Annotated in this window: 22 protein-coding genes; 9 read left to right on the top strand and 13 right to left on the bottom strand. The window is 59.7% G+C overall.

Annotation, left to right across the window (positions count from 1 at the left end; genetic code table 11):
- Positions 1-99: 99 nt before the first annotated feature.
- The 4 genes from hflD to ACA046_RS20885 form a co-directional block, all read right to left on the bottom strand.
- Complete coding sequence (gene hflD, locus ACA046_RS20900) at positions 100-723, bottom strand: high frequency lysogenization protein HflD (protein ID WP_076016775.1); 624 nt, start codon at positions 721-723, stop codon at positions 100-102.
- A complete protein-coding gene (gene mnmA, locus ACA046_RS20895) occupies positions 720-1,844 on the bottom strand; it encodes a tRNA 2-thiouridine(34) synthase MnmA (RefSeq protein WP_076016776.1) in 1,125 nt (374 codons plus the stop codon). The genes hflD and mnmA overlap by 4 nt, the downstream gene beginning before the upstream one ends.
- Positions 1,845-1,903: 59 nt before the next feature.
- A complete protein-coding gene (locus ACA046_RS20890) occupies positions 1,904-2,350 on the bottom strand; it encodes an NUDIX hydrolase (protein ID WP_459022101.1) in 447 nt (148 codons plus the stop codon).
- A 228-nt stretch (positions 2,351-2,578) separates the two neighbouring features.
- Positions 2,579-4,804: an NADP-dependent isocitrate dehydrogenase gene (locus tag ACA046_RS20885; RefSeq protein ID WP_167663362.1), complete on the bottom strand. Its 2,226-nt coding sequence runs from the start codon at positions 4,802-4,804 to the stop codon at positions 2,579-2,581.
- A 494-nt stretch (positions 4,805-5,298) separates the two neighbouring features.
- On the opposite strand from ACA046_RS20885, the gene icd reads away from it, so the two are divergent.
- Positions 5,299-6,555: an NADP-dependent isocitrate dehydrogenase gene (gene icd / locus ACA046_RS20880; RefSeq protein ID WP_010172708.1), complete on the top strand. Its 1,257-nt coding sequence runs from the start codon at positions 5,299-5,301 to the stop codon at positions 6,553-6,555.
- 70 nt (positions 6,556-6,625) lie between these two features.
- On the opposite strand, the gene cspD is transcribed toward icd, so the two are convergent.
- Entirely contained in the window at positions 6,626-6,892 is a 267-nt protein-coding gene (cspD, locus tag ACA046_RS20875) for a cold shock domain-containing protein CspD (protein ID WP_076016779.1), read from the bottom strand.
- A gap of 218 nt (positions 6,893-7,110) precedes the next feature.
- On the opposite strand from cspD, the gene clpS reads away from it, so the two are divergent.
- Positions 7,111-7,500, top strand: coding sequence for an ATP-dependent Clp protease adapter ClpS (clpS, locus tag ACA046_RS20870; RefSeq protein ID WP_076016780.1), 390 nt, complete (start codon positions 7,111-7,113; stop codon positions 7,498-7,500).
- Positions 7,501-7,529: 29 nt separating this feature from the next.
- Entirely contained in the window at positions 7,530-9,800 is a 2,271-nt protein-coding gene (clpA, locus tag ACA046_RS20865; protein WP_010172706.1) for an ATP-dependent Clp protease ATP-binding subunit ClpA, read from the top strand.
- A 236-nt stretch (positions 9,801-10,036) separates the two neighbouring features.
- Here clpA and infA read toward each other — a convergent pair whose 3' ends face one another.
- The 3 genes from infA to aat form a co-directional block, all read right to left on the bottom strand.
- Positions 10,037-10,255 carry a translation initiation factor IF-1 gene (gene infA / locus ACA046_RS20860; RefSeq protein ID WP_002553999.1) on the bottom strand — a complete coding sequence of 73 codons (219 nt, stop codon included), beginning with the start codon at positions 10,253-10,255 and terminating at the stop codon, positions 10,037-10,039.
- A gap of 100 nt (positions 10,256-10,355) precedes the next feature.
- Entirely contained in the window at positions 10,356-11,063 is a 708-nt protein-coding gene (locus ACA046_RS20855; protein WP_076016781.1) for an arginyltransferase, read from the bottom strand.
- Positions 11,064-11,118: 55 nt separating this feature from the next.
- Positions 11,119-11,799 (bottom strand): leucyl/phenylalanyl-tRNA--protein transferase, encoded by a 681-nt coding sequence (aat, locus tag ACA046_RS20850; protein ID WP_459022094.1) that lies wholly within the window; start codon positions 11,797-11,799, stop codon positions 11,119-11,121.
- 487 nt (positions 11,800-12,286) lie between these two features.
- Here aat and ACA046_RS20845 point away from each other — a divergent pair, with 487 nt between their 5' ends.
- Genes ACA046_RS20845 through cysG form a run of 6 tightly spaced genes read left to right on the top strand, consistent with a single transcriptional unit; the run spans position 12,287 to position 19,792 of the window.
- The gene (locus tag ACA046_RS20845; RefSeq protein WP_076016784.1) at positions 12,287-14,695 is read left to right on the top strand and encodes a DNA translocase FtsK; all 2,409 of its coding nucleotides are present in this window, start codon (positions 12,287-12,289) and stop codon (positions 14,693-14,695) included.
- A 57-nt stretch (positions 14,696-14,752) separates the two neighbouring features.
- A complete protein-coding gene (gene lolA / locus ACA046_RS20840) occupies positions 14,753-15,376 on the top strand; it encodes an outer membrane lipoprotein periplasmic chaperone LolA (RefSeq protein WP_026078226.1) in 624 nt (207 codons plus the stop codon).
- 27 nt (positions 15,377-15,403) lie between these two features.
- Positions 15,404-16,726 (top strand): replication-associated recombination protein A, encoded by a 1,323-nt coding sequence (locus ACA046_RS20835; protein ID WP_010172481.1) that lies wholly within the window; start codon positions 15,404-15,406, stop codon positions 16,724-16,726.
- A complete protein-coding gene (crcB, locus tag ACA046_RS20830) occupies positions 16,726-17,100 on the top strand; it encodes a fluoride efflux transporter CrcB (protein WP_459022089.1) in 375 nt (124 codons plus the stop codon). The genes ACA046_RS20835 and crcB overlap by 1 nt, the downstream gene beginning before the upstream one ends.
- Positions 17,101-17,116: 16 nt before the next feature.
- Positions 17,117-18,397, top strand: a complete 1,281-nt coding sequence (gene serS, locus ACA046_RS20825; protein ID WP_459022087.1) for a serine--tRNA ligase — start codon at positions 17,117-17,119, stop codon at positions 18,395-18,397.
- Positions 18,398-19,792: a siroheme synthase CysG gene (gene cysG, locus ACA046_RS20820; RefSeq protein WP_497674880.1), complete on the top strand. Its 1,395-nt coding sequence runs from the start codon at positions 18,398-18,400 to the stop codon at positions 19,790-19,792. It abuts the gene before it with no gap.
- 129 nt (positions 19,793-19,921) lie between these two features.
- Here cysG and ACA046_RS20815 read toward each other — a convergent pair whose 3' ends face one another.
- The 5 genes from ACA046_RS20815 to tusC all read right to left on the bottom strand — a co-directional run bounded on the left by ACA046_RS20815 (position 19,922) and on the right by tusC (position 22,979).
- Positions 19,922-20,917, bottom strand: a complete 996-nt coding sequence (locus ACA046_RS20815) for a glutathione S-transferase family protein (RefSeq protein WP_497674879.1) — start codon at positions 20,915-20,917, stop codon at positions 19,922-19,924.
- Positions 20,918-21,005: 88 nt separating this feature from the next.
- Entirely contained in the window at positions 21,006-22,007 is a 1,002-nt protein-coding gene (locus ACA046_RS20810) for a glycosyl transferase family protein (protein ID WP_497674878.1), read from the bottom strand.
- Entirely contained in the window at positions 22,004-22,339 is a 336-nt protein-coding gene (locus ACA046_RS20805) for a TusE/DsrC/DsvC family sulfur relay protein (RefSeq protein WP_076016789.1), read from the bottom strand. Before ACA046_RS20805 ends, ACA046_RS20810 begins: the two co-directional genes overlap by 4 nt.
- Complete coding sequence (gene tusB, locus ACA046_RS20800; protein WP_497674877.1) at positions 22,336-22,629, bottom strand: sulfurtransferase complex subunit TusB; 294 nt, start codon at positions 22,627-22,629, stop codon at positions 22,336-22,338. The genes ACA046_RS20805 and tusB overlap by 4 nt, the downstream gene beginning before the upstream one ends.
- Positions 22,629-22,979 (bottom strand): sulfurtransferase complex subunit TusC, encoded by a 351-nt coding sequence (gene tusC / locus ACA046_RS20795; protein ID WP_076016791.1) that lies wholly within the window; start codon positions 22,977-22,979, stop codon positions 22,629-22,631. The genes tusB and tusC overlap by 1 nt, the downstream gene beginning before the upstream one ends.
- Between the last annotated feature and the right edge of the window lies 1 nt (position 22,980).

Below are 22,980 nucleotides of genomic sequence, written 5' to 3'. Positions count from 1 at the left end.
CGAAATGGGGCGCGTATCATACATGAAAAAATCCGCCGGTCCGTTGCCAACTGACCGGCGTATTACGCGTGGGGCTATAAAAAAATCGGTTGCTGCGACTTATTCGTTGCGCATCAACGGGTAAAGCTCTTTCAGCAATTTGCGACGGCTGACGACCAACTGCCAGCGATGACCGCCCAACTGGCGCCACAACCGCGCCGAACGAATACCGGCCAGCAGCAGCGCGCGGATTTTCGAGGCGTTGTTCGGTTGTTGCAGGTTGCGCATGTCGCCGTGCACCTGAATCCGCTGGCGCAAGGTGCTCAGGGTGTCCTGGTACAGCGCGCCACAGGCGGCGATCACGTTTTCGTGGGCCGGGCCGAAATGTTCGACCTGAGACTGAATCTGCGGCAGGCGCTTGCCGATGGTTTCCAGCAAGTCGTCGCGCTTGGCCAATTGACGTTCCAGGCCGAGCATCGACAGGGCGTAGCGCAGTGGCTCGCGCTGCAGGGTGCTCGGGTCGCGCTCCAGGGCGCCGACCAGTGCGCGATAACCTTCGCGCAGGGCCAGGTCGTCGCCGCCGTACACTTCCAGGGTGTCCTTCGGGTCGCGGATCAGCAGGCTGCCGAGCATGCAGGTCAGGCCTGCCTCGGTGACCTGGCCGGTCTTGGCGATCTTGTCCACCAGCACCGCGGCGAGAAACACGCCGCCCAGTGCCGTCAATTGCTCCTGGGTCGGGCTCATGCCTTGCTGCTCCAGGGTTCGGCAACTTCGATCACGCCGCCCCCCAGGCAAATCTCTCCGTCGTAGAACACTACCGATTGGCCCGGCGTTACGGCGCGCTGCGGGTCGTCGAAGGTGGCGCGATAGCCAGTGGCGGTTTTTTCCAGGGTGCAGGGCTGGTCGCTCTGGCGATAGCGAACCTTGGCGGTCAGGCGGCGCGGGCTGCTGAGGTCCACCGGGTTGACCCAGTAGATGTCCGAAGCCAGCAGGGCGCGGGAGAACAGCCATGGGTGGTCATTGCCCTGGCCCACGATCAGTTCGTTGTGTTCCAGGTCCTTGACCAGCACGTACCACGGCTCTTCGCCCGCGTCTTTCAAGCCGCCGATACCCAGGCCCTGGCGCTGGCCGATGGTGTGGTACATCAAGCCGTGGTGACGGCCGATGATTTCGCCTTCGGTGGTCTTGATCTCGCCCGGTTGCGCCGGCAGGTATTGCTTGAGGAAGTCGCTGAAGCGGCGCTCACCGATAAAGCAGATCCCGGTGGAGTCCTTCTTCTTGGCGGTGGCCAGGCCGTGTTTCTCGGCAATTGCGCGTACTTCGGGCTTTTCCAGCTCGCCCACCGGGAACAGGGTCTTGGCGATCTGTTCGCCGCCGACGGCGTGCAGGAAGTAGCTCTGGTCTTTGTTGGCGTCCAGGCCCTTGAGCAGTTCGGTGCGGCCATCAATGTCGCGACGGCGCACGTAGTGGCCAGTGGCGATCAGGTCGGCACCGAGGATCATCGCGTAGTCGAGGAACGCCTTGAACTTGATCTCGCGGTTACACAGGATGTCCGGGTTCGGCGTACGACCGGCCTTGTATTCAGCCAGGAAGTGCTCGAACACGTTGTCCCAATACTCGGCGGCGAAGTTGGCGGTGTGCAGCTTGATGCCGATTTTGTCACAGACGGCCTGGGCATCCGCCAGGTCGTCCATGGCGGTGCAATATTCCGTTCCATCGTCTTCTTCCCAGTTCTTCATGAACAGGCCTTCCACCTCATAACCCTGCTCCATGAGCAGAACGGCGGAAACGGAAGAATCCACGCCGCCGGACATACCGACGATGACGCGCTTCTTTTGTGTGTCAGAAGGGGCTGGATCACGCATAGGATTTCAACGGGAGTCTTTAAAAAGGACGCGATTCTAGCAGGCTCGCGTCTGCAAGGCTAAAGAGAAGGGCGGATCAATTCGAGGCTGTGGCGTTGGCCGGCCAGATAATCGTCGATGCAGCGGATAATCAGCTCGCTGCGCCAGTCTTCGCGCAGGGTCATCAATTCGTCGCGAGTCAGCCAGCGAGCGCGCACGATACCGTCGTCCAGCTGGTAGTTCGGGTGATGTTTCACGGCTTTGGCGGTGAAGCACACGCGCTGATAGGTCACGCCATTGCTGGGGGCGGTGTATAGATAAATCCCGACAATTGCAGTGGCTTCGACGTCCCAGCCGGTTTCTTCGAGGGTTTCGCGCACGGCGGCTTCGGTCAGGGTTTCATTCGGGTCGAGGTGGCCGGCGGGCTGGTTCAGCACGGCGCGGCCGCCCTTGAGTTCTTCGACCATCAGGAAGCGGCCGTTGTCTTCGACGATGGTGGCGACGGTGATGTGAGGTAGCCAGGTCATAAAGTGCCTCGATTCAAGGTGTAACGCTGTCTTCAGGCGCGATTGCATTCAGTGTGGGAGCGGGCTTGCTCGCGAATACGGCGTGTCAGTTAAAGAGGTATTGACTGATCCACCGCATTCGCGAGCAAGCCCGCTCCCACATTTTGATTGGGTTTCTTCAATAAAAGCGCCATGTCCAGAAACAGAAACCCCGGCACAGGGCCGGGGCTTCTTTGCATCCTTACAACCTTACACCAGCGCAGCGATTGCCGCGTTGAGGGTGTTGCTTGGGCGCATGGCCTTGCTGGTCAGCTCGGCGTTCGGCGCGTAGTAGCCACCGATGTCCACTGGCTTGCCCTGGACGGCGTTGAGCTCGGCAACGATGGTTGCCTCGTTCGCAGCCAGGGTCTTGGCCAGTTCGCCAAACTGCGCTTGCAGTGCAGTGTCTTCGGTCTGGGCGGCCAGGGCTTGAGCCCAGTACAGCGCCAGGTAGAAGTGGCTGCCGCGGTTGTCGATGTTGCCGACTTTGCGCGATGGCGACTTGTTGTTGTCGAGGAACTGGCCGGTGGCCTGGTCCAGGGTCTTGGACAGCACCAGGGCTTTCGGGTTGTTGTAGTTCACACCCAAATGCTCGAGGGACGCTGCCAGGGCCAGGAACTCGCCCAGGGAATCCCAGCGCAGGAAGTTTTCTTCAACCAGTTGCTGTACGTGCTTCGGAGCCGAACCGCCGGCGCCGGTTTCGAACAGGCCGCCACCGTTCATCAGCGGCACGATCGACAGCATCTTGGCGCTGGTGCCCAGTTCCATGATCGGGAACAGGTCAGTCAGGTAGTCGCGCAGTACGTTGCCGGTCACCGAGATGGTGTCCAGGCCCTTGCGGGTGCGCTCCAGGGTGAACTTCATCGCGTCGACCGGCGCCATGATGCGGATGTCCAGGCCTTCGGTGTTGTGGTCTTTCAGGTAAGCCTGAACTTTCTCGACCACGACGCCGTCGTGTGCGCGCTGTGGGTCCAGCCAGAAAATGGCCGGGGTGTTGCTGGCGCGGGCACGGTTGACGGCCAGTTTGACCCAGTCCTGGATCGGCGCGTCTTTGGTCTGGCACATGCGGAAGATGTCGCCGGCTTCAACAGCCTGTTCCATCAGCAGGTTGCCCTTGCTGTCGGTGACGCGGACTACGCCGTCAGCCTTGATCTGGAAGGTCTTGTCGTGGGAGCCGTACTCTTCGGCTTTTTTCGCCATCAGGCCAACGTTTGGCACGCTGCCCATGGTGGTTGGGTCGAAGGCGCCGTTGGCCTTGCAGTCTTCGATCACTGCCTGGTAGATGGTCGCGTAGCAGCGATCCGGGATCACAGCCTTGGTGTCGTGCAACTGGCCGTCGGTGCCCCACATCTTGCCGGAGTCACGGATCATCGCAGGCATCGAGGCGTCGACGATGACGTCGCTCGGCACGTGCAGGTTGGTGATGCCTTTGTCGGAGTTGACCATCGCCAGGGAAGGGCGAGCGGCGTACACCGCCTGGATGTCAGCTTCGATCTGCGCTTGCTGATCGCCAGGCAGGGCCTTGATGCGAGCGTACAGGTCGCCGATGCCGTTGTTCAGGTTGAAGCCGATCTGCTCCAGCACGACCGCGTGCTTGGCCAGCGCGTCTTTATAGAACTCGGCAACGATCTGGCCGAACATGATCGGGTCGGAGACCTTCATCATGGTGGCTTTCAGGTGAACCGACAGCAGTACGCCTTGTTTCTTGGCGTCTTCGATTTCAGCGGCGATGAAGCTGCGCAGGGCTTTCTTGCTCAGCACGGCGCTGTCGATGATCTCGCCAGCTTGTACGCTGGTTTTTTCTTTCAGGACGGTAGCGGTACCGTCTTTGGCAATCAGTTCGATCTTGACGGCGTCAGCGCCTTCGATCTGTACGGCTTTCTCGCTGCCGTAGAAGTCGCCGTTGCTCATGTGGGCAACGTGGGACTTGGAGTCGGCAGCCCAGGCGCCCATTTTGTGCGGGTGCTTGCGTGCGTAGTTCTTGACCGACAGCGGTGCGCGGCGATCGGAGTTGCCTTCGCGCAGTACCGGGTTCACGGCGCTGCCCTTGACCTTGTCGTAACGTGCACGGGTTTCTTTTTCCGCGTCGGTGGTTACGGTTTCCGGGTAGTCCGGCAGGTCGAAGCCCTGGGCTTGCAGTTCCTTGATGGCGGCCTGCAACTGAGGGGTCGAAGCGCTGATGTTCGGCAGCTTGATGATGTTGGCTTCAGGGGTTACGGCCAGGTCGCCGAGTTCGGCGAGGTGGTCCGGCACGGCCTTGGCGCCCAGTTGCTCGGGGAAGCTTGCGAGGATGCGCGCGGCCAGGGAAATGTCGCGGGTTTCCACGGCAATATCAGCGGAAGCGGTGAAGGCCTCTACGATAGGCAGCAGTGAATAGGTGGCGAGGGCTGGGGCTTCGTCGGTGAAGGTGTAGATGATCTTCGAGCGGGTGGGCATATTCGGATTAACTCTCTTCTTTGCTGAAAGCATGCGCAGAAACTCGAGATGCGCCGGGTAAAGCGCGTTCGTTCAAAGTCATCCATGAGCGAAATGTCGAAGTTTCTTCGCGGTGATGTTGGGTTGCATCAGTCGAGCGTCAAGCGGGTGGACTATTGTAATAGTCCGGCTTTTCGGGCGGAGGGCATCAATGTAGAGCGGTCGGCCGTCGTGACTCTTTGGTCAGCGGCGGCATTATACATAGGTCGCTATGCTTACGCCGAGCCTTCATACAAAAGGTGTGTCGTCCATTGGTCTAAAGGTCGCAGGCAGCGGGTTACGCCGAAAGTCGCATGAGGTGCTCAAGATTGGCGCTTTTCCCTTTGCTTTCAAGCTTGTAGGCCACTAAATGTGCTGTTTTCGACGCAAATGTGCAGGCCCTGAGGTTTCAGTCCTCATTTATCTGGAGTAGGCTCGAACGCAGCCAGATGTTCAATCCATAGATGGAGTTCAGCATGGGATACAAGAAGATTCAGGTTCCGGCAGTCGGCGACAAAATCACCGTCAATGCAGACCATTCTCTCAATGTTCCTGACAACCCGATCATCCCCTTCATTGAGGGTGACGGTATTGGCGTCGACATCAGCCCGGTGATGATCAAGGTTGTCGATGCAGCTGTTAACAAGGCTTATGGCGGCAAGCGCAAGATCTCCTGGATGGAGGTTTATGCCGGCGAAAAGGCCACTCAGGTTTACGACCAGGACACCTGGCTGCCCCAGGAAACCCTGGATGCGGTCAAGGACTACGTGGTTTCCATCAAGGGCCCGCTGACTACCCCGGTCGGTGGCGGCATCCGTTCGCTGAACGTGGCCCTGCGCCAACAGCTCGACCTTTATGTGTGCCTGCGCCCGGTGCGCTGGTTCGAAGGCGTGCCAAGCCCGGTCAAGAAGCCAGGCGATGTGGACATGACCATCTTCCGTGAGAACTCCGAGGATATTTACGCCGGTATCGAGTGGAAGGCTGGCTCCCCGGAAGCGATCAAGGTCATCAAGTTCCTGAAAGAAGAGATGGGCGTCACCAAGATCCGTTTCGACCAGAATTGCGGGATCGGCGTCAAGCCGGTGTCCCTGGAAGGCACCAAGCGCCTGGCGCGCAAGGCTCTGCAATATGTAGTGGATAACGACCGCGACTCGCTGACCATCGTGCACAAAGGCAACATCATGAAGTTCACCGAAGGTGCCTTCAAGGAATGGGCCTACGAAGTGGCGGCCGAAGAATTCGGCGCGACCCTGCTCGATGGCGGGCCGTGGATGCAATTCAAGAACCCGCGCACCGGCAAGAATGTCGTGGTCAAGGATGCAATTGCCGACGCCATGCTCCAGCAGATCCTGCTGCGCCCGGCGGAATATGACGTGATCGCTACGCTTAACCTTAACGGTGACTACCTGTCCGACGCCCTGGCGGCGGAAGTGGGCGGCATCGGTATTGCGCCGGGTGCCAACCTGTCCGACACCGTGGCCATGTTCGAAGCCACCCACGGTACCGCGCCGAAGTATGCCGGCAAGGACCAGGTCAACCCGGGTTCGCTGATCCTGTCGGCGGAAATGATGCTGCGTCACATGGGCTGGACTGAAGCGGCCGACCTGATCATCAAGGGCACCAACGGTGCGATTTCGGCCAAGACTGTGACTTATGATTTCCATCGCTTGATGGACGGCGCCAAGTTGCTGTCTTCGTCCGCCTTCGGGGATGCGCTGATTTCGCATATGTAGACTTATAGGCAGGCATAAAAAAACCGGCCTTGATGGCCGGTTTCTTTTAGAACGTTTGCTCAGCGGCTGATCAGGCCGACTGTTTTTCTGATTTTTGAGCGACGTCTTCTTTGGCGGTGCCTAGGCTGACGGGCGCGCCGATATTCACCGCATGCAAGCCTTTGGGTCCCTGAATGATTTCGAAGGAAACCGGTTGCCCTGCCTTCAGAGTCTTGTAGCCATCCATTTGGATTGCCGAGTAATGCGCAAAAAGGTCGTCTTCCTTGCCGTCTTCATTAATGAAGCCGTAACCCTTGGCATTGTTGAACCATTTGACCTTACCGCTTGCCATGCCCATATCCCTCTGCACCAGACTCCATCACTGGAGTATCATCCAGTTTATCCGTCCTAACCCGAATAAATAAGGTTGACTGCGCGGACCTTTTTTACCCACTGTGGGTTCTATTGGTTGTAACACTGATTTGCCGATAGTCAAGGCGACCAGTCGGTCAGAGTTGAAATTCTGACAGGCCGCCCCCACCACTGTATTTGAACCACTGACGAACCTTTCTTTCCATGCATGCAATCAGCCAGATTCGACTAACATTCAATCAGGATCGCCCGACTCTCCATAAAGATCATCCGGATGGTCATGAAGACGACGATGGTTCTGCAGGCATTGCTGTTCAGGAGGCCAAGCCTGCTTTACAGGCGCCGCCGATGTACAAGGTGGTTTTGTTCAACGATGACTACACACCGATGGATTTCGTCGTCGAAGTGCTCGAGGTGTTTTTTAACCTGAACCGCGAGTTGGCGACCAAGGTAATGCTGGCCGTTCACACAGAAGGACGGGCAGTATGTGGAGTGTTTACCCGCGACATCGCCGAGACAAAGGCCATGCAGGTCAACCAGTACGCCAGGGAAAGCCAGCATCCGCTACTCTGTGAAATCGAGAAGGACGGTTAACTCCGACCACTTGGGTATGAGGTGAAGCTATGTTAAACCGCGAGCTCGAAGTCACCCTCAATCTTGCCTTCAAGGAGGCTCGTTCGAAGCGTCATGAATTCATGACCGTCGAGCACCTGCTGCTGGCACTTTTGGATAACGAAGCTGCCGCCACCGTACTGCGTGCGTGTGGTGCCAATCTCGACAAACTCAAGCATGACCTGCAGGAGTTTATCGACTCCACCACGCCGTTGATCCCCGTTCATGACGAGGACCGCGAGACCCAACCTACCCTGGGCTTCCAGCGGGTACTGCAGCGTGCCGTTTTCCACGTACAGAGCTCCGGCAAGCGCGAAGTCACAGGGGCCAATGTGCTCGTGGCGATCTTCAGCGAGCAGGAAAGCCAGGCCGTATTCCTGCTCAAGCAGCAAAGCGTTGCCCGTATTGATGTCGTCAACTACATCGCCCATGGCATTTCCAAAGTGCCAGGGCATGGCGATCACTCAGAAGGTGAGCAGGATATGCAGGATGACGAGGGCGGTGAGTCTTCTTCTTCGAGCAACCCGCTGGATGCCTATGCCAGCAACCTCAACGAACTGGCGCGCCAGGGGCGGATCGATCCGCTGGTAGGGCGAGAGCTGGAAGTTGAGCGCGTGGCGCAGATCCTGGCGCGTCGTCGCAAAAACAACCCGCTGTTGGTCGGTGAAGCAGGCGTGGGTAAAACCGCAATTGCCGAAGGCCTGGCCAAACGCATTGTTGATAACCAGGTGCCAGACCTGCTGGCCAACAGCGTCGTTTACTCCCTTGACCTGGGCGCGCTACTCGCCGGGACCAAGTACCGTGGCGACTTCGAGAAGCGCTTCAAGGCGCTGCTCGGTGAGCTGAAAAAACGCCCGCAGGCGATCCTGTTCATTGACGAAATCCACACCATCATTGGTGCCGGTGCTGCTTCCGGTGGCGTGATGGATGCGTCGAACCTGCTCAAGCCGCTGCTGTCTTCGGGTGATATCCGTTGCATCGGTTCGACCACGTTCCAGGAATTCCGCGGGATCTTCGAAAAGGACCGTGCCCTGGCGCGCCGCTTCCAGAAAGTGGACGTGTCCGAGCCTTCGGTTGAAGACACCATCGGTATCCTGCGCGGGCTCAAGGGGCGTTTCGAAGCGCACCATGGCATCGAGTACACCGATGAGGCGCTGCGAGCAGCCGCCGAGCTGGCGTCGCGCTACATCAATGACCGGCACATGCCGGACAAGGCCATCGACGTGATCGACGAGGCGGGTGCCTATCAGCGCCTGCAGCCGGTAGAGAAGCGTGTGAAACGCATCGATGTGCCTCAGGTCGAGGACATCGTGGCGAAGATCGCACGCATTCCACCAAAACACGTCAACACGTCCGACCGGGAACTGCTGCGCAACCTGGAGCGTGACCTCAAGCTGACCGTGTTTGGTCAGGATGCGGCCATCGACTCGCTGTCCACGGCGATCAAGCTGTCCCGTGCGGGCCTCAAGTCGCCGGACAAGCCGGTCGGTTCGTTCCTGTTTGCCGGGCCTACCGGTGTCGGCAAGACCGAAGCGGCGCGGCAACTGGCCAAGGCCATGGGTATCGAGCTGGTGCGTTTCGACATGTCCGAATACATGGAGCGTCACACTGTGTCGCGCCTGATCGGTGCGCCTCCGGGCTATGTCGGGTTCGACCAGGGCGGCCTGTTGACCGAGGCGATCACCAAGCAGCCACATTGCGTACTGCTGCTCGATGAAATCGAGAAGGCGCACCCGGAAGTCTTCAACCTGCTGTTGCAGGTGATGGACCACGGCACCCTGACCGACAACAACGGGCGCAAGGCGGACTTCCGCAACGTGATCGTGATCATGACCACCAACGCCGGTGCCGAAACGGCCGCGCGGGCTTCCATTGGCTTCACTCATCAGGATCACTCTTCCGACGCCATGGAAGTGATCAAGAAGAGCTTCACGCCGGAATTCCGCAACCGTTTGGACACCATTATCCAGTTTGGTCGCCTCAGCCATGAGGTCATCAAAAGCGTGGTGGACAAGTTCCTCACCGAGCTTCAGGCGCAGTTGGAAGACAAGCGTGTGCAGCTGGAAGTTACGGACGCGGCGCGCAACTGGCTGGCAGAAGGTGGCTACGACGCGGCAATGGGCGCTCGGCCAATGGCTCGCCTAATCCAGGACAAGATCAAGCGCCCACTGGCGGAAGAGATCCTGTTCGGCGAACTGGCAGACCATGGTGGCGTGGTGCATATCGATCTGAAGGACGGCGAGCTGACCTTCGACTTCGAGACCACGGCTGAAATGGCCTGATAGCTGACGCAACAAAACAAAAAGGCGCCGAGAGGCGCCTTTTTGCTGTCTTGGAACTGATGGAGATCAAATGTGGGAGCGGGCTTGCTCGCGAATGCGGTGTGCCAGTCGACACAATCAATGACTGACACCCCGCATTCGCGAGCAAGCCCGCTCCCACAAGGGATTTCTGGTCTCAGGTAAATAGCGCACACACAAAAACGCCCGGCATAACCGGGCGTCTTGTATTGACTTGATTAACGGGCGCGGTAAGTGATACGCCCTTTGCTCAGGTCATAGGGCGTCAGTTCGACGCGCACTTTGTCACCGGTAAGAATACGGATGTAATTCTTGCGCATCTTGCCGGAGATATGCGCGGTTACGACGTGCCCATTTTCCAACTCCACACGAAACATGGTGTTGGGCAGGGTGTCGACGACAGTGCCTTCCATTTCGAAGCTGTCTTCTTTCGACATGCAGTAAAGCCCTCGGTATCCAGTGAATGGCCCGGTGCAACTGCGCCAGGCAAAAGCGGCGTGCATTGTGCCCGAAAAAGGGTGTTTAAGCCAAGAGGTTCTAGTTCAAGGTGACCCATCTTTGGTTAATTAACAGCTCAATGGGCCGATATTGGGTCTTGTAGTTCATCTTTTTGCAGTTTTTTATCCAGTATCCGAGGTACACCGCCTCCAATTCCATGCGCAAGGCTTCGCCGATTTGCCACAGGATCGCAAAGCGTCCCAGGCTGCGCCGCTCTTCGGCGGGCTCATAAAAGGTGTAGACCGCCGACAGGCCATTGGGCAGCAGGTCGGTGACGGCTACCGCCACCAGGCGTCCCTCAAGGCGAAACTCGTAGAAGCGTGAGAAGGGCAGGTCGCGCACCAGGAAGGTGGAAAACTGGTCGCGGCTGGGCGGGAACATGTCGCCGTCAGCGTGGCGCTGCTCGATGTAGCGCTGGTAAAGGTCGAAATACTCCTCGCTGAAGCCCGGTTTGGCAGCGGTGACGGTCAGGTCGGCATTGCGCTTTAGGATGCGTTTCTGATTACGGTCCGCCAGGAACTGCGCCACCGGGATGCGCGCCGGTACGCAGGCGTTGCAGTTCTGGCAGTGGGGCCGGTAAAGGTGGTCGCCGCTGCGCCGGAAGCCCATTTCCGACAAATCGGCATACACATGCACGTCCATCGGCTGGCTGGGGTCGAGGAACAGCGTGGTGGCCTGCTCATCGGGCAGATAGCTGCAAGAGTGGGGTTGAGTGGCATAAAACTTCAAACGCGCCAGCTCGGTCATGATCAACCCTCGGATAAGCTTTGAAATAAGTGTAAGCCAGGTGCGGGGAAGTCGCCTAGGAAACCCATGGCGCAGAGCTGGTTTGGTCCAAATGGTCGCGTAAGTAGTTGGCAAAGTCGCTGCGGGGAATGGCGCGGGCGCCGAGGCTGTGCAGGTGGTCGGTGGGCATCTGGCAGTCGATCAGCACAAAGCCCCATGCCTGCAATTGCCTGACCAGGGTGGCGAAGCCGAATTTGGAGGCGTTGTCGGCGCGACTGAACATCGATTCGCCGAAAAACAACTGGCCCATCGCCAGGCCGTACAAGCCGCCGACCAGTTCGCCTTCGTCCCAGACTTCCACCGAGTGCGCATAGCCGCGCTGGTGCAGTTGCAGGTAGGCGCTCTGCATGGCTTCGGTGATCCAGGTGCCATCAGCGTAACTGCGCGGCGCTGCGCAGGCCTGGATGACGGAGGCGAAATCCTGGTCAAAGGTCACCGTATAACGCTGCTGGCGCAATAGTTTGCCGAGGCTGCGGGAAACATGCAGCTCGTCGGGGAACAGCACGGTGCGCGGGTCGGGTGACCACCAGAGGATGGGCTGGCCCTCCGAGAACCAGGGAAAGCAGCCATGGCGATAGGCCTGGATCAAGCGGTCGGCCGACAGGTCGCCACCGGCGGCGAGCAGGCCATTGGGTTCGCGCATGGCCTTGGCCAGCGGTGGAAACGTCAGGGTGTTGCGTTGTAACCAGGTCAGCATGGCATCCAGGCTTACGGAAGGGGAGGGCGGTAACGGCGATGTTGCCCGTTGCAAGAGCTGTGATTATTGTCGACGAAACGCTCTGGGGCTACCCCGAACATGGGATCGGTGCAGATAAGCATGAACGGGTGTTTCTGCAACTCTATGCCGGGGCCGTGGTCGTAATCGCGTACGTCGGTCGGCAAGCTAGCCTGGATTGGCAAAAACAGCTCATAAGCCTTTGTCAGTAAAGACAATGCATGCTCAAATTGAGCGTTATGAAACCGAAGATTGGCTATGCTGTGTAACGTAGGGCCTAGTGCGTGGCATAGCGCACACAAACCCGTACAATGCGGCCATTCAGGCGTTATCGCCGTTTCATGAATCAGTTGCAGAGTGTTAAAAGTAGCTTCACTGGCACTCGTTCATTTTTTACCTGCTCGGATTGAGCAGTATTTTGCAGTCATTCAATAGATGGACGCGCTAAAGGCGCAGGAAAAGACCCGTTTTGAAGAAATCCGCCGCAACACCTAAAGCCGCAGTCGTGCCCGCCTGGCGCCAGCACCTGCACTATCGACTCAAGGAAGGTGCACTGATCGCCATCGGCGCCCTGTGCCTGTTCCTGATGATGGCCTTGCTCACCTATGGCAAGGACGATCCAGGCTGGAGCCACAACAGCAAGATCGAAGACGTGCAGAACTTCGGTGGCCCGGCCGGCTCCTACAGCGCCGATATCCTGTTCATGGTGCTGGGTTACTTCGCCTATATCTTCCCGTTGCTGCTGGCCATCAAGACCTGGCAGATCTTTCGCCAGCGTCATGAGCCGTGGCAGTGGAGCGGCTGGCTGTTCTCCTGGCGCCTGATCGGCCTGGTGTTCCTTGTACTGTCGGGCGCCGCCCTCGCACACATTCATTTCCACGCACCCACCGGCTTGCCGGCCGGTGCTGGCGGCGCATTGGGCGAAAGCCTCGGCGACCTGGCCCGCAGGAGCCTGAACATCCAGGGCAGCACCCTGATGTTTATCGCGCTGTTCCTGTTTGGCCTCACCGTGTTTACCGACCTGTCCTGGTTCAAGGTCATGGACGTGACCGGCAAGATCACCCTCGACCTGCTCGAACTGTTCCAGGGCGCCGCCAATCGCTGGTGGTCGGCCCGGGTTGATCGCAAGCGCATGGTTGCGCAGTTGCGTGAGGTCGATACCCGCGTCAATGAGGTGGTGGCCCCGAGCACGCCGGACCGGCGTGAGCAAGCCAAGGTCAAGGAACGCCTGATCGAACGCGAACAGGCCCTGACCAAGCACATGTCGGACCGCGAGAAGCAGGTACCGCCGGTGATCGCGCCTGCGCCGCCCAAGGCACCCGAGCCGAGCCACCGCGTACAGAAAGAGAAACAGGCGCCGTTGTTTGTCGACAGCGCCGTGGAAGGCACCTTGCCGCCGATCTCGATTCTCGACCCGGCGGAAAAGAAACAGCTCAACTACTCCCCTGAATCCCTGGCGGCCGTCGGTCACCTGCTGGAAATCAAGCTCAAGGAATTCGGCGTCGAAGTCTCGGTGGACTCGATCCACCCGGGCCCGGTGATTACCCGCTACGAAATCCAGCCGGCTGCCGGCGTGAAGGTCAGCCGCATTTCCAACCTGGCCAAGGATCTGGCGCGTTCGCTGGCCGTGACCAGCGTGCGGGTGGTGGAAGTGATTCCGGGCAAGACCACCGTCGGTATCGAGATTCCCAACGAAGACCGGCAGATCGTGCGCTTCTCCGAAGTGCTGTCGACCCCGGAATACGACAACTTCAAATCGCCGGTCACCTTGGCCCTGGGCCACGACATCGGCGGCAAGCCGGTGATCACCGACCTGGCGAAAATGCCCCACTTGCTGGTCGCCGGTACCACCGGTTCCGGTAAGTCGGTGGGTGTGAACGCGATGATCCTGTCGATCCTGTTCAAGTCTGGCCCGGAAGACGCCAAGCTGATCATGATCGACCCGAAAATGCTCGAGCTGTCGATCTACGAAGGCATTCCGCACCTGCTGTGCCCGGTGGTGACCGACATGAAGGACGCCGCCAACGCCCTGCGCTGGAGCGTTGCCGAGATGGAGCGCCGCTACAAGCTGATGGCGAAGATGGGCGTGCGTAACCTGTCGGGCTTCAACGCCAAGGTCAAGGAAGCCCAGGACGCCGGCACACCGCTGACCGACCCGCTGTACAAGCGCGAAAGCATTCACGACGAAGCCCCGCTGCTCACCAAGCTGCCGACCATCGTGGTGGTGGTCGACGAATTTGCCGACATGATGATGATCGTCGGCAAGAAGGTCGAAGAGCTGATCGCCCGTATCGCCCAGAAGGCCCGTGCCGCCGGTATCCACTTGATCCTCGCTACCCAGCGCCCGTCGGTGGACGTGATCACCGGCCTGATCAAGGCCAACATCCCGACCCGCATGGCGTTCCAGGTATCGAGCAAGATCGACTCCCGGACCATCATCGACCAGGGCGGCGCCGAGCAACTGCTGGGCCACGGTGACATGCTCTACATGCCGCCGGGCACCAGCCTGCCGATCCGTGTTCACGGCGCCTTCGTCTCCGATGATGAAGTGCACCGTGTGGTGGAAGCCTGGAAACTGCGCGGCGCCCCGGAATACAACGACGACATCCTCGCAGGCGTCGAAGAAGCCGGCAGCGGCTTCGACGGTGGCAGCAGCGGTGGCGACGATGATGCCGAGACCGATGCGCTCTATGACGAAGCCGTGCAGTTTGTCCTTGAAAGCCGCCGCGCCTCAATCTCTGCGGTACAGCGCAAGCTGAAGATTGGCTACAACCGTGCTGCGCGCATGATCGAAGCCATGGAAATGGCCGGCGTAGTCACCTCGATGAACACCAACGGCTCGCGCGAAGTCATCGCGCCAGCGCAGATGCGTGACTGATTACGTGCCGCGTGGCAACACGCGGCACGCCTTGTAAACGAATCTAAGAGGACTCCCATGCGTCTTATCCGCATGCTGTTGTTGCCGGCATTGGCCCTGACTGCTGTTTCGGCTCACGCTGACCCGGCTTCCGTTGCGAGCCTGACCAACCTGCTGGACAAATCCAAGACCCTGAGCGCGCGCTTCTCCCAGTTGACCCTGGACGGTGGCGGCACTCAATTGCAGGAAACCGCCGGCGAAATGGCCGTGCAACGTCCAGGGTTGTTCTACTGGAAAACCGACGCGCCAAACGAGCAGACCATCGTTTCCGACGGCCAGAAAGTCACCCTGTGGGACCCGGACCTGGAACAGGCGACCATCAAGAAGCTCGATCCGCGCCTGAGCCAAACGCCGGCGCTGCTGCTGTCGGGCGATGTGTCGCAGATCAGCCAGAGTTTTGATATCACCTCCAAGCAGGCCAGCAACGTCATCGACTTCACGCTGAAGCCGAAATCCAAGGACACGCTGTTCGACAGCCTGCGCCTGTCGTTCCGCAACGGCGTGATCAACGACATGCAGTTGGTGGACAGCGTCGGCCAACGCACCAATATCCTGTTCACCGGGGTCAAGGCCAACGAGCCGGTGGCCGCGTCCAAGTTCAAGTTCGACATCCCGAAGGGTGCCGACGTGATCCAGGAATAAACTGCCTAGAGGTTTCAAACGCTGCCCATGGACCTGTTTCGAAGTGACCCGATTGCTCAGCCTCTGGCGGCGCGCCTGCGTTCGACCAACTTGGACGAGTACGTCGGGCAAGAACACCTGCTCGCTCGCGGCAAGCCTTTGCGCGAAGCCCTGGAGCAGGGTGCGCTGCACTCGATGATTTTCTGGGGGCCGCCGGGCGTGGGTAAAACCACCCTGGCGCGGCTTCTGGCGAAAGTCTCGGATGCACACTTCGAGACGGTTTCGGCGGTGCTCGCCGGGGTCAAGGAAATCCGTCAGGCGGTAGAAGTCGCCAAGCAGCAGGCCGGGCAATACGGCAAGCGCACCATCCTGTTTGTCGACGAAGTGCATCGCTTCAACAAATCGCAGCAGGATGCGTTCTTGCCGTATGTCGAAGACGGCACGCTGATCTTTATTGGCGCGACCACCGAAAACCCGTCCTTTGAACTGAACAACGCCTTGCTGTCCCGGGCGCGCGTCTATGTGCTCAAAAGCCTAGATGAAGCGGCGATGCAGAAGCTGTTGCAGCGCGCGTTGAGCGAAGACAAGGGTTTGGGCAAGCGGCAGCTGAGTGTCAGCGAGGAAGGCTTCAAGATTTTGCTGACCGCGGCTGACGGTGACGGTCGACGTTTCCTCAATCTGTTGGAAAACGCTTCCGACCTGGCAGAAGATGGCAGCGAGATCGGCGTCGATTTGCTGCAAAGCCTTTTGGGCGACACCCGTCGGCGTTTCGACAAGGGCGGCGAAGCGTTCTACGACCAGATTTCCGCGTTGCACAAGTCGGTGCGCGGCTCTAATCCCGACGGCGCTTTGTACTGGTTTGCGCGCATGATCGACGGCGGTTGCGACCCGCTGTACCTGGCCCGACGCGTGGTGCGCATGGCCAGTGAAGACATCGGCAATGCCGACCCGCGCGCGCTGAGCCTGTGCCTGGCCGCCTGGGAAGTGCAGGAACGCCTGGGCAGCCCGGAAGGCGAGTTGGCGGTGGCCCAGGCCATCACCTACCTGGCCTGCGCGCCGAAAAGTAACGCGGTGTACATGGGCTTCAAGTCCGCCCTGCGTGCTGCTGCCGAGCATGGTTCCCTGGAAGTGCCGCTGCACCTGCGCAATGCGCCGACCAAGCTGATGAAGCAGCTTGGCTACGGCGATGAATACCGCTACGCCCACGATGAGCCGGACGCTTATGCGGCTGGCGAAGATTACTTCCCGGATGATCTTGAGCCGCAGCCTTTCTACCAGCCGGTGCCTCGTGGCCTGGAACTGAAGATCGGCGAAAAGCTCAATCACCTCGCCCAACTTGACCGTCTCAGTCCGAAACAGCGGAGAAAGTAGTGATTAGAACGATTCTTGCCGTGTCCGTGGCCGGCATCGCTGGTACATTATTGCGTTTCGCCACCAGCACCTGGGTCAGCGCCAACTGGCCGAAGCATTTTTATGCGGCGACCCTGGCGGTCAACCTGGTGGGCTGTTTGATCATCGGCTTGTTGTACGGGTGGTTTCTGCTTCGCCCGGAAGTGCCGATTGAGATTCGTGCCGGCTTGATTGTCGGCTTTGTAGGCGGTCTGACGACCTTTTCATCCTTTTCACTGGACACGCTGCGCCTGCTGGAAAGCGGGCAGGCACCGGTCGCCTTCGGGTACCTGGCCATCAGTGTGTTCGGCGGGCTGCTCGCCACCTGGGCTGGCCTGTCCTTGACCAAACTTTGATAAACGAGAGACCGACATGCTCGATTCCAAACTGTTACGTAGCAACCTTCAGGACGTAGCGGACCGCCTGGCATCCCGTGGCTTTGCCTTGGATGTTGCGCGCATCGAAGCGCTGGAAGAACAGCGTAAGACCGTCCAGACCCGCACCGAAGCACTGCAGGCTGAGCGTAATGCGCGTTCCAAATCCATCGGTCAGGCCAAGCAGCGCGGCGAAGACATCGCGCCATTGATGGCGGACGTCGAGCGTATGGCTGGCGAGTTGGCTTCCGGCAAAGTCGAGCTGGACGCGATCCAGACCGAGCTGGATTCTATCCTGCTGGGTATCCCGAACCTGCCGCACGAATCCGTGCCGATTGGCGAAGACGAAGACGGCAACGTCGAAGTCCGTCGCTGGGGCACGCCAAAAGCCTTCGATTTCGAGATCAAGGACCACGTCGCCCTGGGCGAATTGACCGGTGGCCTGGACTTTGAGACAGCGGCCAAAATGTCCGGCGCGCGCTTCGCCTTGCTGCGCGGCCCGATCGCGCGCATGCACCGTGCTCTGGCGCAGTTCATGATCAACCTGCACACCGGTGAACACGGCTACGAAGAGGCTTACACCCCGTACCTGGTTCAGGCGCCGGCGCTGATGGGCACCAGCCAGCTGCCGAAGTTCGAGGAAGACCTGTTCAAGATCAGCCGCGATGGCGAAGCCGATCTGTACCTGATCCCGACCGCTGAAGTGTCGCTGACCAACATCGTGGCCGGGGAAATCCTCGATGCCAAGCAACTGCCGATCAAGTTTGTCGCCCACTCGCCGTGCTTCCGCAGTGAAGCCGGTGCATCGGGTCGCGATACGCGCGGCATGATTCGCCAGCACCAGTTCGACAAGGTCGAGATGGTTCAGGTGGTTGAGCCTTCGACGTCCATGGACGCGCTGGAAGGCCTGACCGCCAACGCCGAACGCGTCCTGCAACTGCTGGAGCTGCCGTACCGCGTTCTGGCGCTGTGCACCGGCGACATGGGTTTCAGTGCCGTGAAGACTTACGACCTGGAAGTGTGGGTGCCGAGCCAGGACAAGTACCGCGAGATTTCGTCGTGCTCCAACTGCGGTGATTTCCAGGCCCGTCGCATGCAGGCGCGTTTCCGTAACCCGGAAACCGGCAAGCCTGAGCTGGTCCACACCCTCAACGGTTCGGGCCTGGCGGTAGGCCGTACCTTGGTGGCCGTGCTGGAAAACTACCAGCAGGCTGACGGTTCGATCCGCGTACCTGACGTGCTCAAGCCTTACATGGCGGGCGTTGAGGTCATCGGCTAAATGGAATTTCTGCCGCTGTTTCATAACCTGCGCGGCAGTCGTGTGTTGGTCGTCGGTGGCGGGGAGATTGCCTTGCGCAAATCCCGGCTGCTGGCCGACGCCGGCGCGTTGTTGCGGGTGGTTGCTCCCCAGATTGAAGACCAGTTGCGTGAACTGGTGCAGGGCAGTGGTGGTGAACTGATTTTGCGCGGTTATCAGGAGGCCGACCTCGACGGTTGCACCCTGATCATCGCCGCGACCGACGACGAGCCGCTGAACGCGCAAGTGTCCAGCGATGCCCGGCGTCGTTGCGTACCGGTCAATGTGGTAGATGCGCCAGCCTTGTGCAGCGTGATCTTCCCGGCGATTGTCGACCGTTCGCCTTTGGTGATCGCAGTATCCAGCGGCGGCGATGCGCCGGTGCTGGCACGCTTGATCCGCGCCAAGCTTGAAACCTGGATTCCTTCGACTTACGGCCAATTGGCCGGGTTGGCGGCGCGGTTTCGCAGCCAGGTCAAAGGCTTGTTCCCGGATGTGCAGCAACGTCGCGCGTTCTGGGAAGAGGTCTTTCAGGGGCCGATTGCTGATCGGCAACTGGCCGGGCAGGGCGATGAAGCCGAGCGTTTGCTGGTGGAGAAAATCAACGGCGCGCCGCCTCACGCACCGGGCGAAGTCTACTTGGTGGGCGCAGGCCCGGGTGATTCGGACCTGCTGACCTTCCGCGCCTTACGCTTGATGCAACAGGCCGATGTAGTGCTGTACGACCGCCTGGTGGCGCCTGCGATTCTTGAGTTATGCCGTCGCGATGCCGAGCGGGTGTATGTCGGCAAGCGTCGCGCCGACCATGCGGTGCCGCAAGACCAGATCAACCAGCAACTGGTGGACCTGGCCAAGCAAGGCAAGCGCGTGCTGCGGCTCAAGGGTGGCGATCCGTTCATCTTTGGGCGTGGCGGTGAAGAAATCGAAGAGCTGGCGGCCCACGGCATCCCGTTCCAGGTGGTGCCTGGGATTACGGCAGCCAGTGGTTGCGCGGCGTATGCCGGTATTCCGCTGACCCACCGCGACTATGCGCAATCGGTTCGCTTCATCACCGGGCACTTGAAGGACGGGACTTCGGACCTGCCATGGAGTGACCTGGTGGGGCCTTCGCAGACGCTGGTGTTCTACATGGGTTTGATCGGGTTGCCGATCATCTGCGAACAACTGATCAAGCATGGTCGCTCGCCGGATACGCCGGCGGCGTTGATCCAGCAGGGCACTACGTCTAACCAGCGGGTGTTTACCGGCACCCTGGCTGACCTGCCACGCATGGTGGCGGAGCATGAAGTTCATGCACCGACACTGGTGATTGTGGGAGAAGTGGTGCAGTTGCGTGAGAAGCTGAAGTGGTTTGAAGGCGCTCAGTCGCAAGTCTGACAAGCGCGACACATTCCAACTGTAGGAGCGAGCTTGCTCGCGAAAAACTCAAGGGTACCGCGTTCATTCAGAATGAGTGCGTTATCGTTGACGACCTTCGCGAGCAAGCTTGCTCCTACAGGGCTTGGGTCAACTCCAGACGCCTTTCCCGCTCAACCGGTCTCGCTCATGAGCGGCATCAAACGCCTGTAAAGGCCCCTTCGGCACAATCCCCGTCGGATTAATCGTGCGGTGACTGGCGTAGTAATGCCCCTTGATGTGGGCAAAATCCACCGTCTCGGCAATCCCCGGCCACTGATACAGCTCCCTTAGCCAATTCGACAAATTCGGATAATCCGCAATCCGCCGCAGGTTGCATTTGAAGTGGCTGTAGTACACCGCATCAAACCGAATCGCCGTGGTGAAAAGCCTTACATCGGCTTCGGTCAGGTATTCCCCGGCCAAGTAACGATGCTCACCCAAGTGCTGTTCAAGGTGATCCAGTTCGGCAAACACATCATCAAAAGCGGCTTCATACGCCTTTTGCGACGTGGCAAAGCCTGCGCGATATACGCCATTGTTCACGGCGGGATAGATCCGGTCGTTCAGTGCATCGATGGTCGAGCGCTGGGCCTCGGGATAGAAATCCAGTTGATTGCCGGTCAGTTGATTAAACGCACTGTTGAACATGCGAATAATCTCCGCCGATTCATTGCTGACAATCCGCTTGAGCTTCTTGTCCCACAACACCGGCACCGTGACGCGCCCGGTGTAGTTGGCGGTGTCGCCTGTGTAGCGCTGGTGCATGTAGGTGAAGTCGTCGAGCTTGTCGCCGCTGGAGCCGTGGGCCTTGTCGAAGGTCCAGCCGTTCTCGAGCATTAACCAACTGACCACGGACACATCGATCAAGCTTTCCAGGCCTTTGAGCTTGCGCAGGATCAAGGTGCGGTGTGCCCAGGGGCAGGCGAGGGAGACGTACAGATGATAGCGACCGGCTTCGGCCGCGAAACCGCCTTCGCCGGTCGGGCCGGGTTCGCCATCGGCGGTCACCCAGTTGCGACGTTGCGCCTGCTCCCGTTGGAAGGCGCCGTCTGCGCTACTTTCGTACCACTGGTCATGCCAGCGTCCTTCGATCAGCAAACCCATGACTGACTCCTTGGCTAATAAGCGTAGGAGTGCAGTCTAAAGGTCTGAGTTCGAACAAAAAGCGCAAAGGCTGGGGGTTAATGATCGACTAAATCGATTTGTCCCGGGCGTCCCAGTACTGCTGGGCCAGTTCGAACGCTTGCTCCCGCGGGTGGCCGAGGCCGCGCAAGGCCAGGGCCATGGTGGCGATCAGTGCCAGTTGCGGGTAGCTGTCCTGCACGTCGCCGCGCCATAACGCCTTGAGGTGCTCGGGTTCCAGGGCCGCTGGTTTGACGTGGCGCTGGGCGGAGAGGGCAGGCCACTCTTCATCCCAGCTTTCGCCGCCGGTGGTGCCGTACAAGTGGCTGATGGTGTCCGGGTTGATCTCGATCTCGCCGCCGTCGCCCTTGACCACGATGGTGTTGTCGCCGAGCAAGCCGCTGGCATCGCGGTGCACGCCCTGATAGCCCGGGTGGAAGATGCTTTGCAGGCCGCAGCGAGCGCTCAACGGGTTGAGGATGCGTGCCAGGGAGTGGATCGGCGAACGTAGGCCCAACGTGTTGCGCAGGTCGATCATGCGCTGCAGTTGCGGCGCCCAATCTCCCAGCGGAATAAACGCCAGGTTGCCCTGTTCAAGGGCCGCTTCCACCTGTTGCCAGTTACGGCACAACGGAATCTGCAAGCCTTCCAGCAATTGCTCGGTGTAGAGCCGGCCTGCCGTATGTGCGCCGCCGCCGTGCATCAAGATGCGCACGCCGTTCTGTGCCAGGCACTTGGCCGCCAACAGGTACCAGGGCAGGTGGCGTTTTTTACCGGCGTAGGTAGGCCAGTCGACATCCACCTTGAGTGACGGTGCATTCAGGCGCTCGCGCACGGCTTCAGTAAAGCCTGCGAGTTCTTCCGGGCTTTCTTCCTTGTGCCGCAACAGCATCAGGAAGGCGCCGAGTTGGGTGTCTTCGACCTTCTCGTCCAGCAGCATGCCCATGGCTTCCCGGGCTTCCTCACGGGTGAGGTTGCGGGCGCCGCGCTTGCCTTTGCCAAGGATGCGCACGAACGGTGCGAACGGATGCTCGGCAGGGGTTTCAGTGATCAACGGGGCAAAATCAGTCATAAGCAATTCGTCGGCCTGGGCAGGCCCGCCAGCTTGGCGGCGAGTTTGGCGGGAGTGCCTTTGAACAGTCGGTTGAGGTGCAGGCTGTTGCCCTTTTCCGGGCCCAGCTTCAAGGCGGTGTACTTGATCAGCGGGCGAGTGGCGGGCGACAGCTGGAATTCGCTGTAGAAGCCCCGCAGCAGTTCGAGGATTTCCCAGTGTTCCGGGGTCAGCGCCAGGTCTTCTGCGGCGGCGAGGGCGTTGGCCACGTCGCTGGACCAGTCGTTCAGGTCGACGAGGTAGCCGTCCTTGTCCAGTTCGAGAGTGCGTTCGCCTGCGGTCAGGGTGTTCATAGCCAGGTGTTGACCTTGTCGTAATCGATCGACAGCTGGACGAAGGCCGGGTAATCGACACTGGCGGCCCAGGCAGGCACCGCAAGATTGCGCGCCTGGCCGTCTTCGGCCAGCACAAACACCTTCAAACCCTTGGCTTGCAGGGCCTGGAAGGGCGCGCTGGCGGATTGCAGGGCGTAGACGCCGTCGCCGCACAGCAGGATCGCATCCTGTGCGCCACAGAGGCGCAGGCAGCTGTCCAGTCGGCTATCGGTAAAAGGAGAGTGGGATACCACATGCAAAGTCGACATCAGAGGGTAATCACCTGGTCGTAACGGTCAATCATCTGTGAGATCTGTTCGCTGCTCAGCGGCTGCGCGTTGCCGGATGCGGTCAGGCCACGCTCGGTGAGGCTATGGCTGCAGGCAAACACATCTTCAACCCCAAACAACTCCAAAGCCTGGAGGTTGGCGCTGAGGTCTTTCTGTTGCACAGCCTTGGCGTCCTGGCGTGCGGCCAGTTGAAACACGCCGTCGTCCAGAAACAACAGGCCAATGGGCAAATCAAACGCGCCGCCAGCCAGTACGATATCCAGCGCTTCACGGGCGCTGGGGCCGGACCACGGTGCCTGTCGGCTGATCACCAGCAAGGATTTCGACATG

This window comes from Pseudomonas sp. LBUM1641, from assembly GCF_059716235.1.
This window is presented reverse-complemented; position numbering and strand designations above follow the sequence as displayed.

Bases quoted from the DNA above. Each gene is read 5' to 3' on its own strand.
- hflD (WP_076016775.1), bottom strand. From the start codon at position 723: ATGAGCCCGACCCAGGAGCAATTGACGGCACTGGGCGGCGTGTTTCTC.
- mnmA (WP_076016776.1), bottom strand. From the start codon at position 1,844: ATGCGTGATCCAGCCCCTTCTGACACACAAAAGAAGCGCGTCATCGTC.
- ACA046_RS20890 (WP_459022101.1), bottom strand. From the start codon at position 2,350: ATGACCTGGCTACCTCACATCACCGTCGCCACCATCGTCGAAGACAAC.
- ACA046_RS20885 (WP_167663362.1), bottom strand. From the start codon at position 4,804: ATGCCCACCCGCTCGAAGATCATCTACACCTTCACCGACGAAGCCCCA.
- icd (WP_010172708.1), top strand. From the start codon at position 5,299: ATGGGATACAAGAAGATTCAGGTTCCGGCAGTCGGCGACAAAATCACC.
- cspD (WP_076016779.1), bottom strand. From the start codon at position 6,892: ATGGGCATGGCAAGCGGTAAGGTCAAATGGTTCAACAATGCCAAGGGT.
- clpS (WP_076016780.1), top strand. From the start codon at position 7,111: ATGCATGCAATCAGCCAGATTCGACTAACATTCAATCAGGATCGCCCG.
- clpA (WP_010172706.1), top strand. From the start codon at position 7,530: ATGTTAAACCGCGAGCTCGAAGTCACCCTCAATCTTGCCTTCAAGGAG.
- infA (WP_002553999.1), bottom strand. From the start codon at position 10,255: ATGTCGAAAGAAGACAGCTTCGAAATGGAAGGCACTGTCGTCGACACC.
- ACA046_RS20855 (WP_076016781.1), bottom strand. From the start codon at position 11,063: ATGACCGAGCTGGCGCGTTTGAAGTTTTATGCCACTCAACCCCACTCT.
- aat (WP_459022094.1), bottom strand. From the start codon at position 11,799: ATGCTGACCTGGTTACAACGCAACACCCTGACGTTTCCACCGCTGGCC.
- lolA (WP_026078226.1), top strand. From the start codon at position 14,753: ATGCGTCTTATCCGCATGCTGTTGTTGCCGGCATTGGCCCTGACTGCT.
- ACA046_RS20835 (WP_010172481.1), top strand. From the start codon at position 15,404: ATGGACCTGTTTCGAAGTGACCCGATTGCTCAGCCTCTGGCGGCGCGC.
- serS (WP_459022087.1), top strand. From the start codon at position 17,117: ATGCTCGATTCCAAACTGTTACGTAGCAACCTTCAGGACGTAGCGGAC.
- cysG (WP_497674880.1), top strand. From the start codon at position 18,398: ATGGAATTTCTGCCGCTGTTTCATAACCTGCGCGGCAGTCGTGTGTTG.
- ACA046_RS20815 (WP_497674879.1), bottom strand. From the start codon at position 20,917: ATGGGTTTGCTGATCGAAGGACGCTGGCATGACCAGTGGTACGAAAGT.
- ACA046_RS20810 (WP_497674878.1), bottom strand. From the start codon at position 22,007: ATGACTGATTTTGCCCCGTTGATCACTGAAACCCCTGCCGAGCATCCG.
- ACA046_RS20805 (WP_076016789.1), bottom strand. From the start codon at position 22,339: ATGAACACCCTGACCGCAGGCGAACGCACTCTCGAACTGGACAAGGAC.
- tusB (WP_497674877.1), bottom strand. From the start codon at position 22,629: ATGTCGACTTTGCATGTGGTATCCCACTCTCCTTTTACCGATAGCCGA.
- tusC (WP_076016791.1), bottom strand. From the start codon at position 22,979: ATGTCGAAATCCTTGCTGGTGATCAGCCGACAGGCACCGTGGTCCGGC.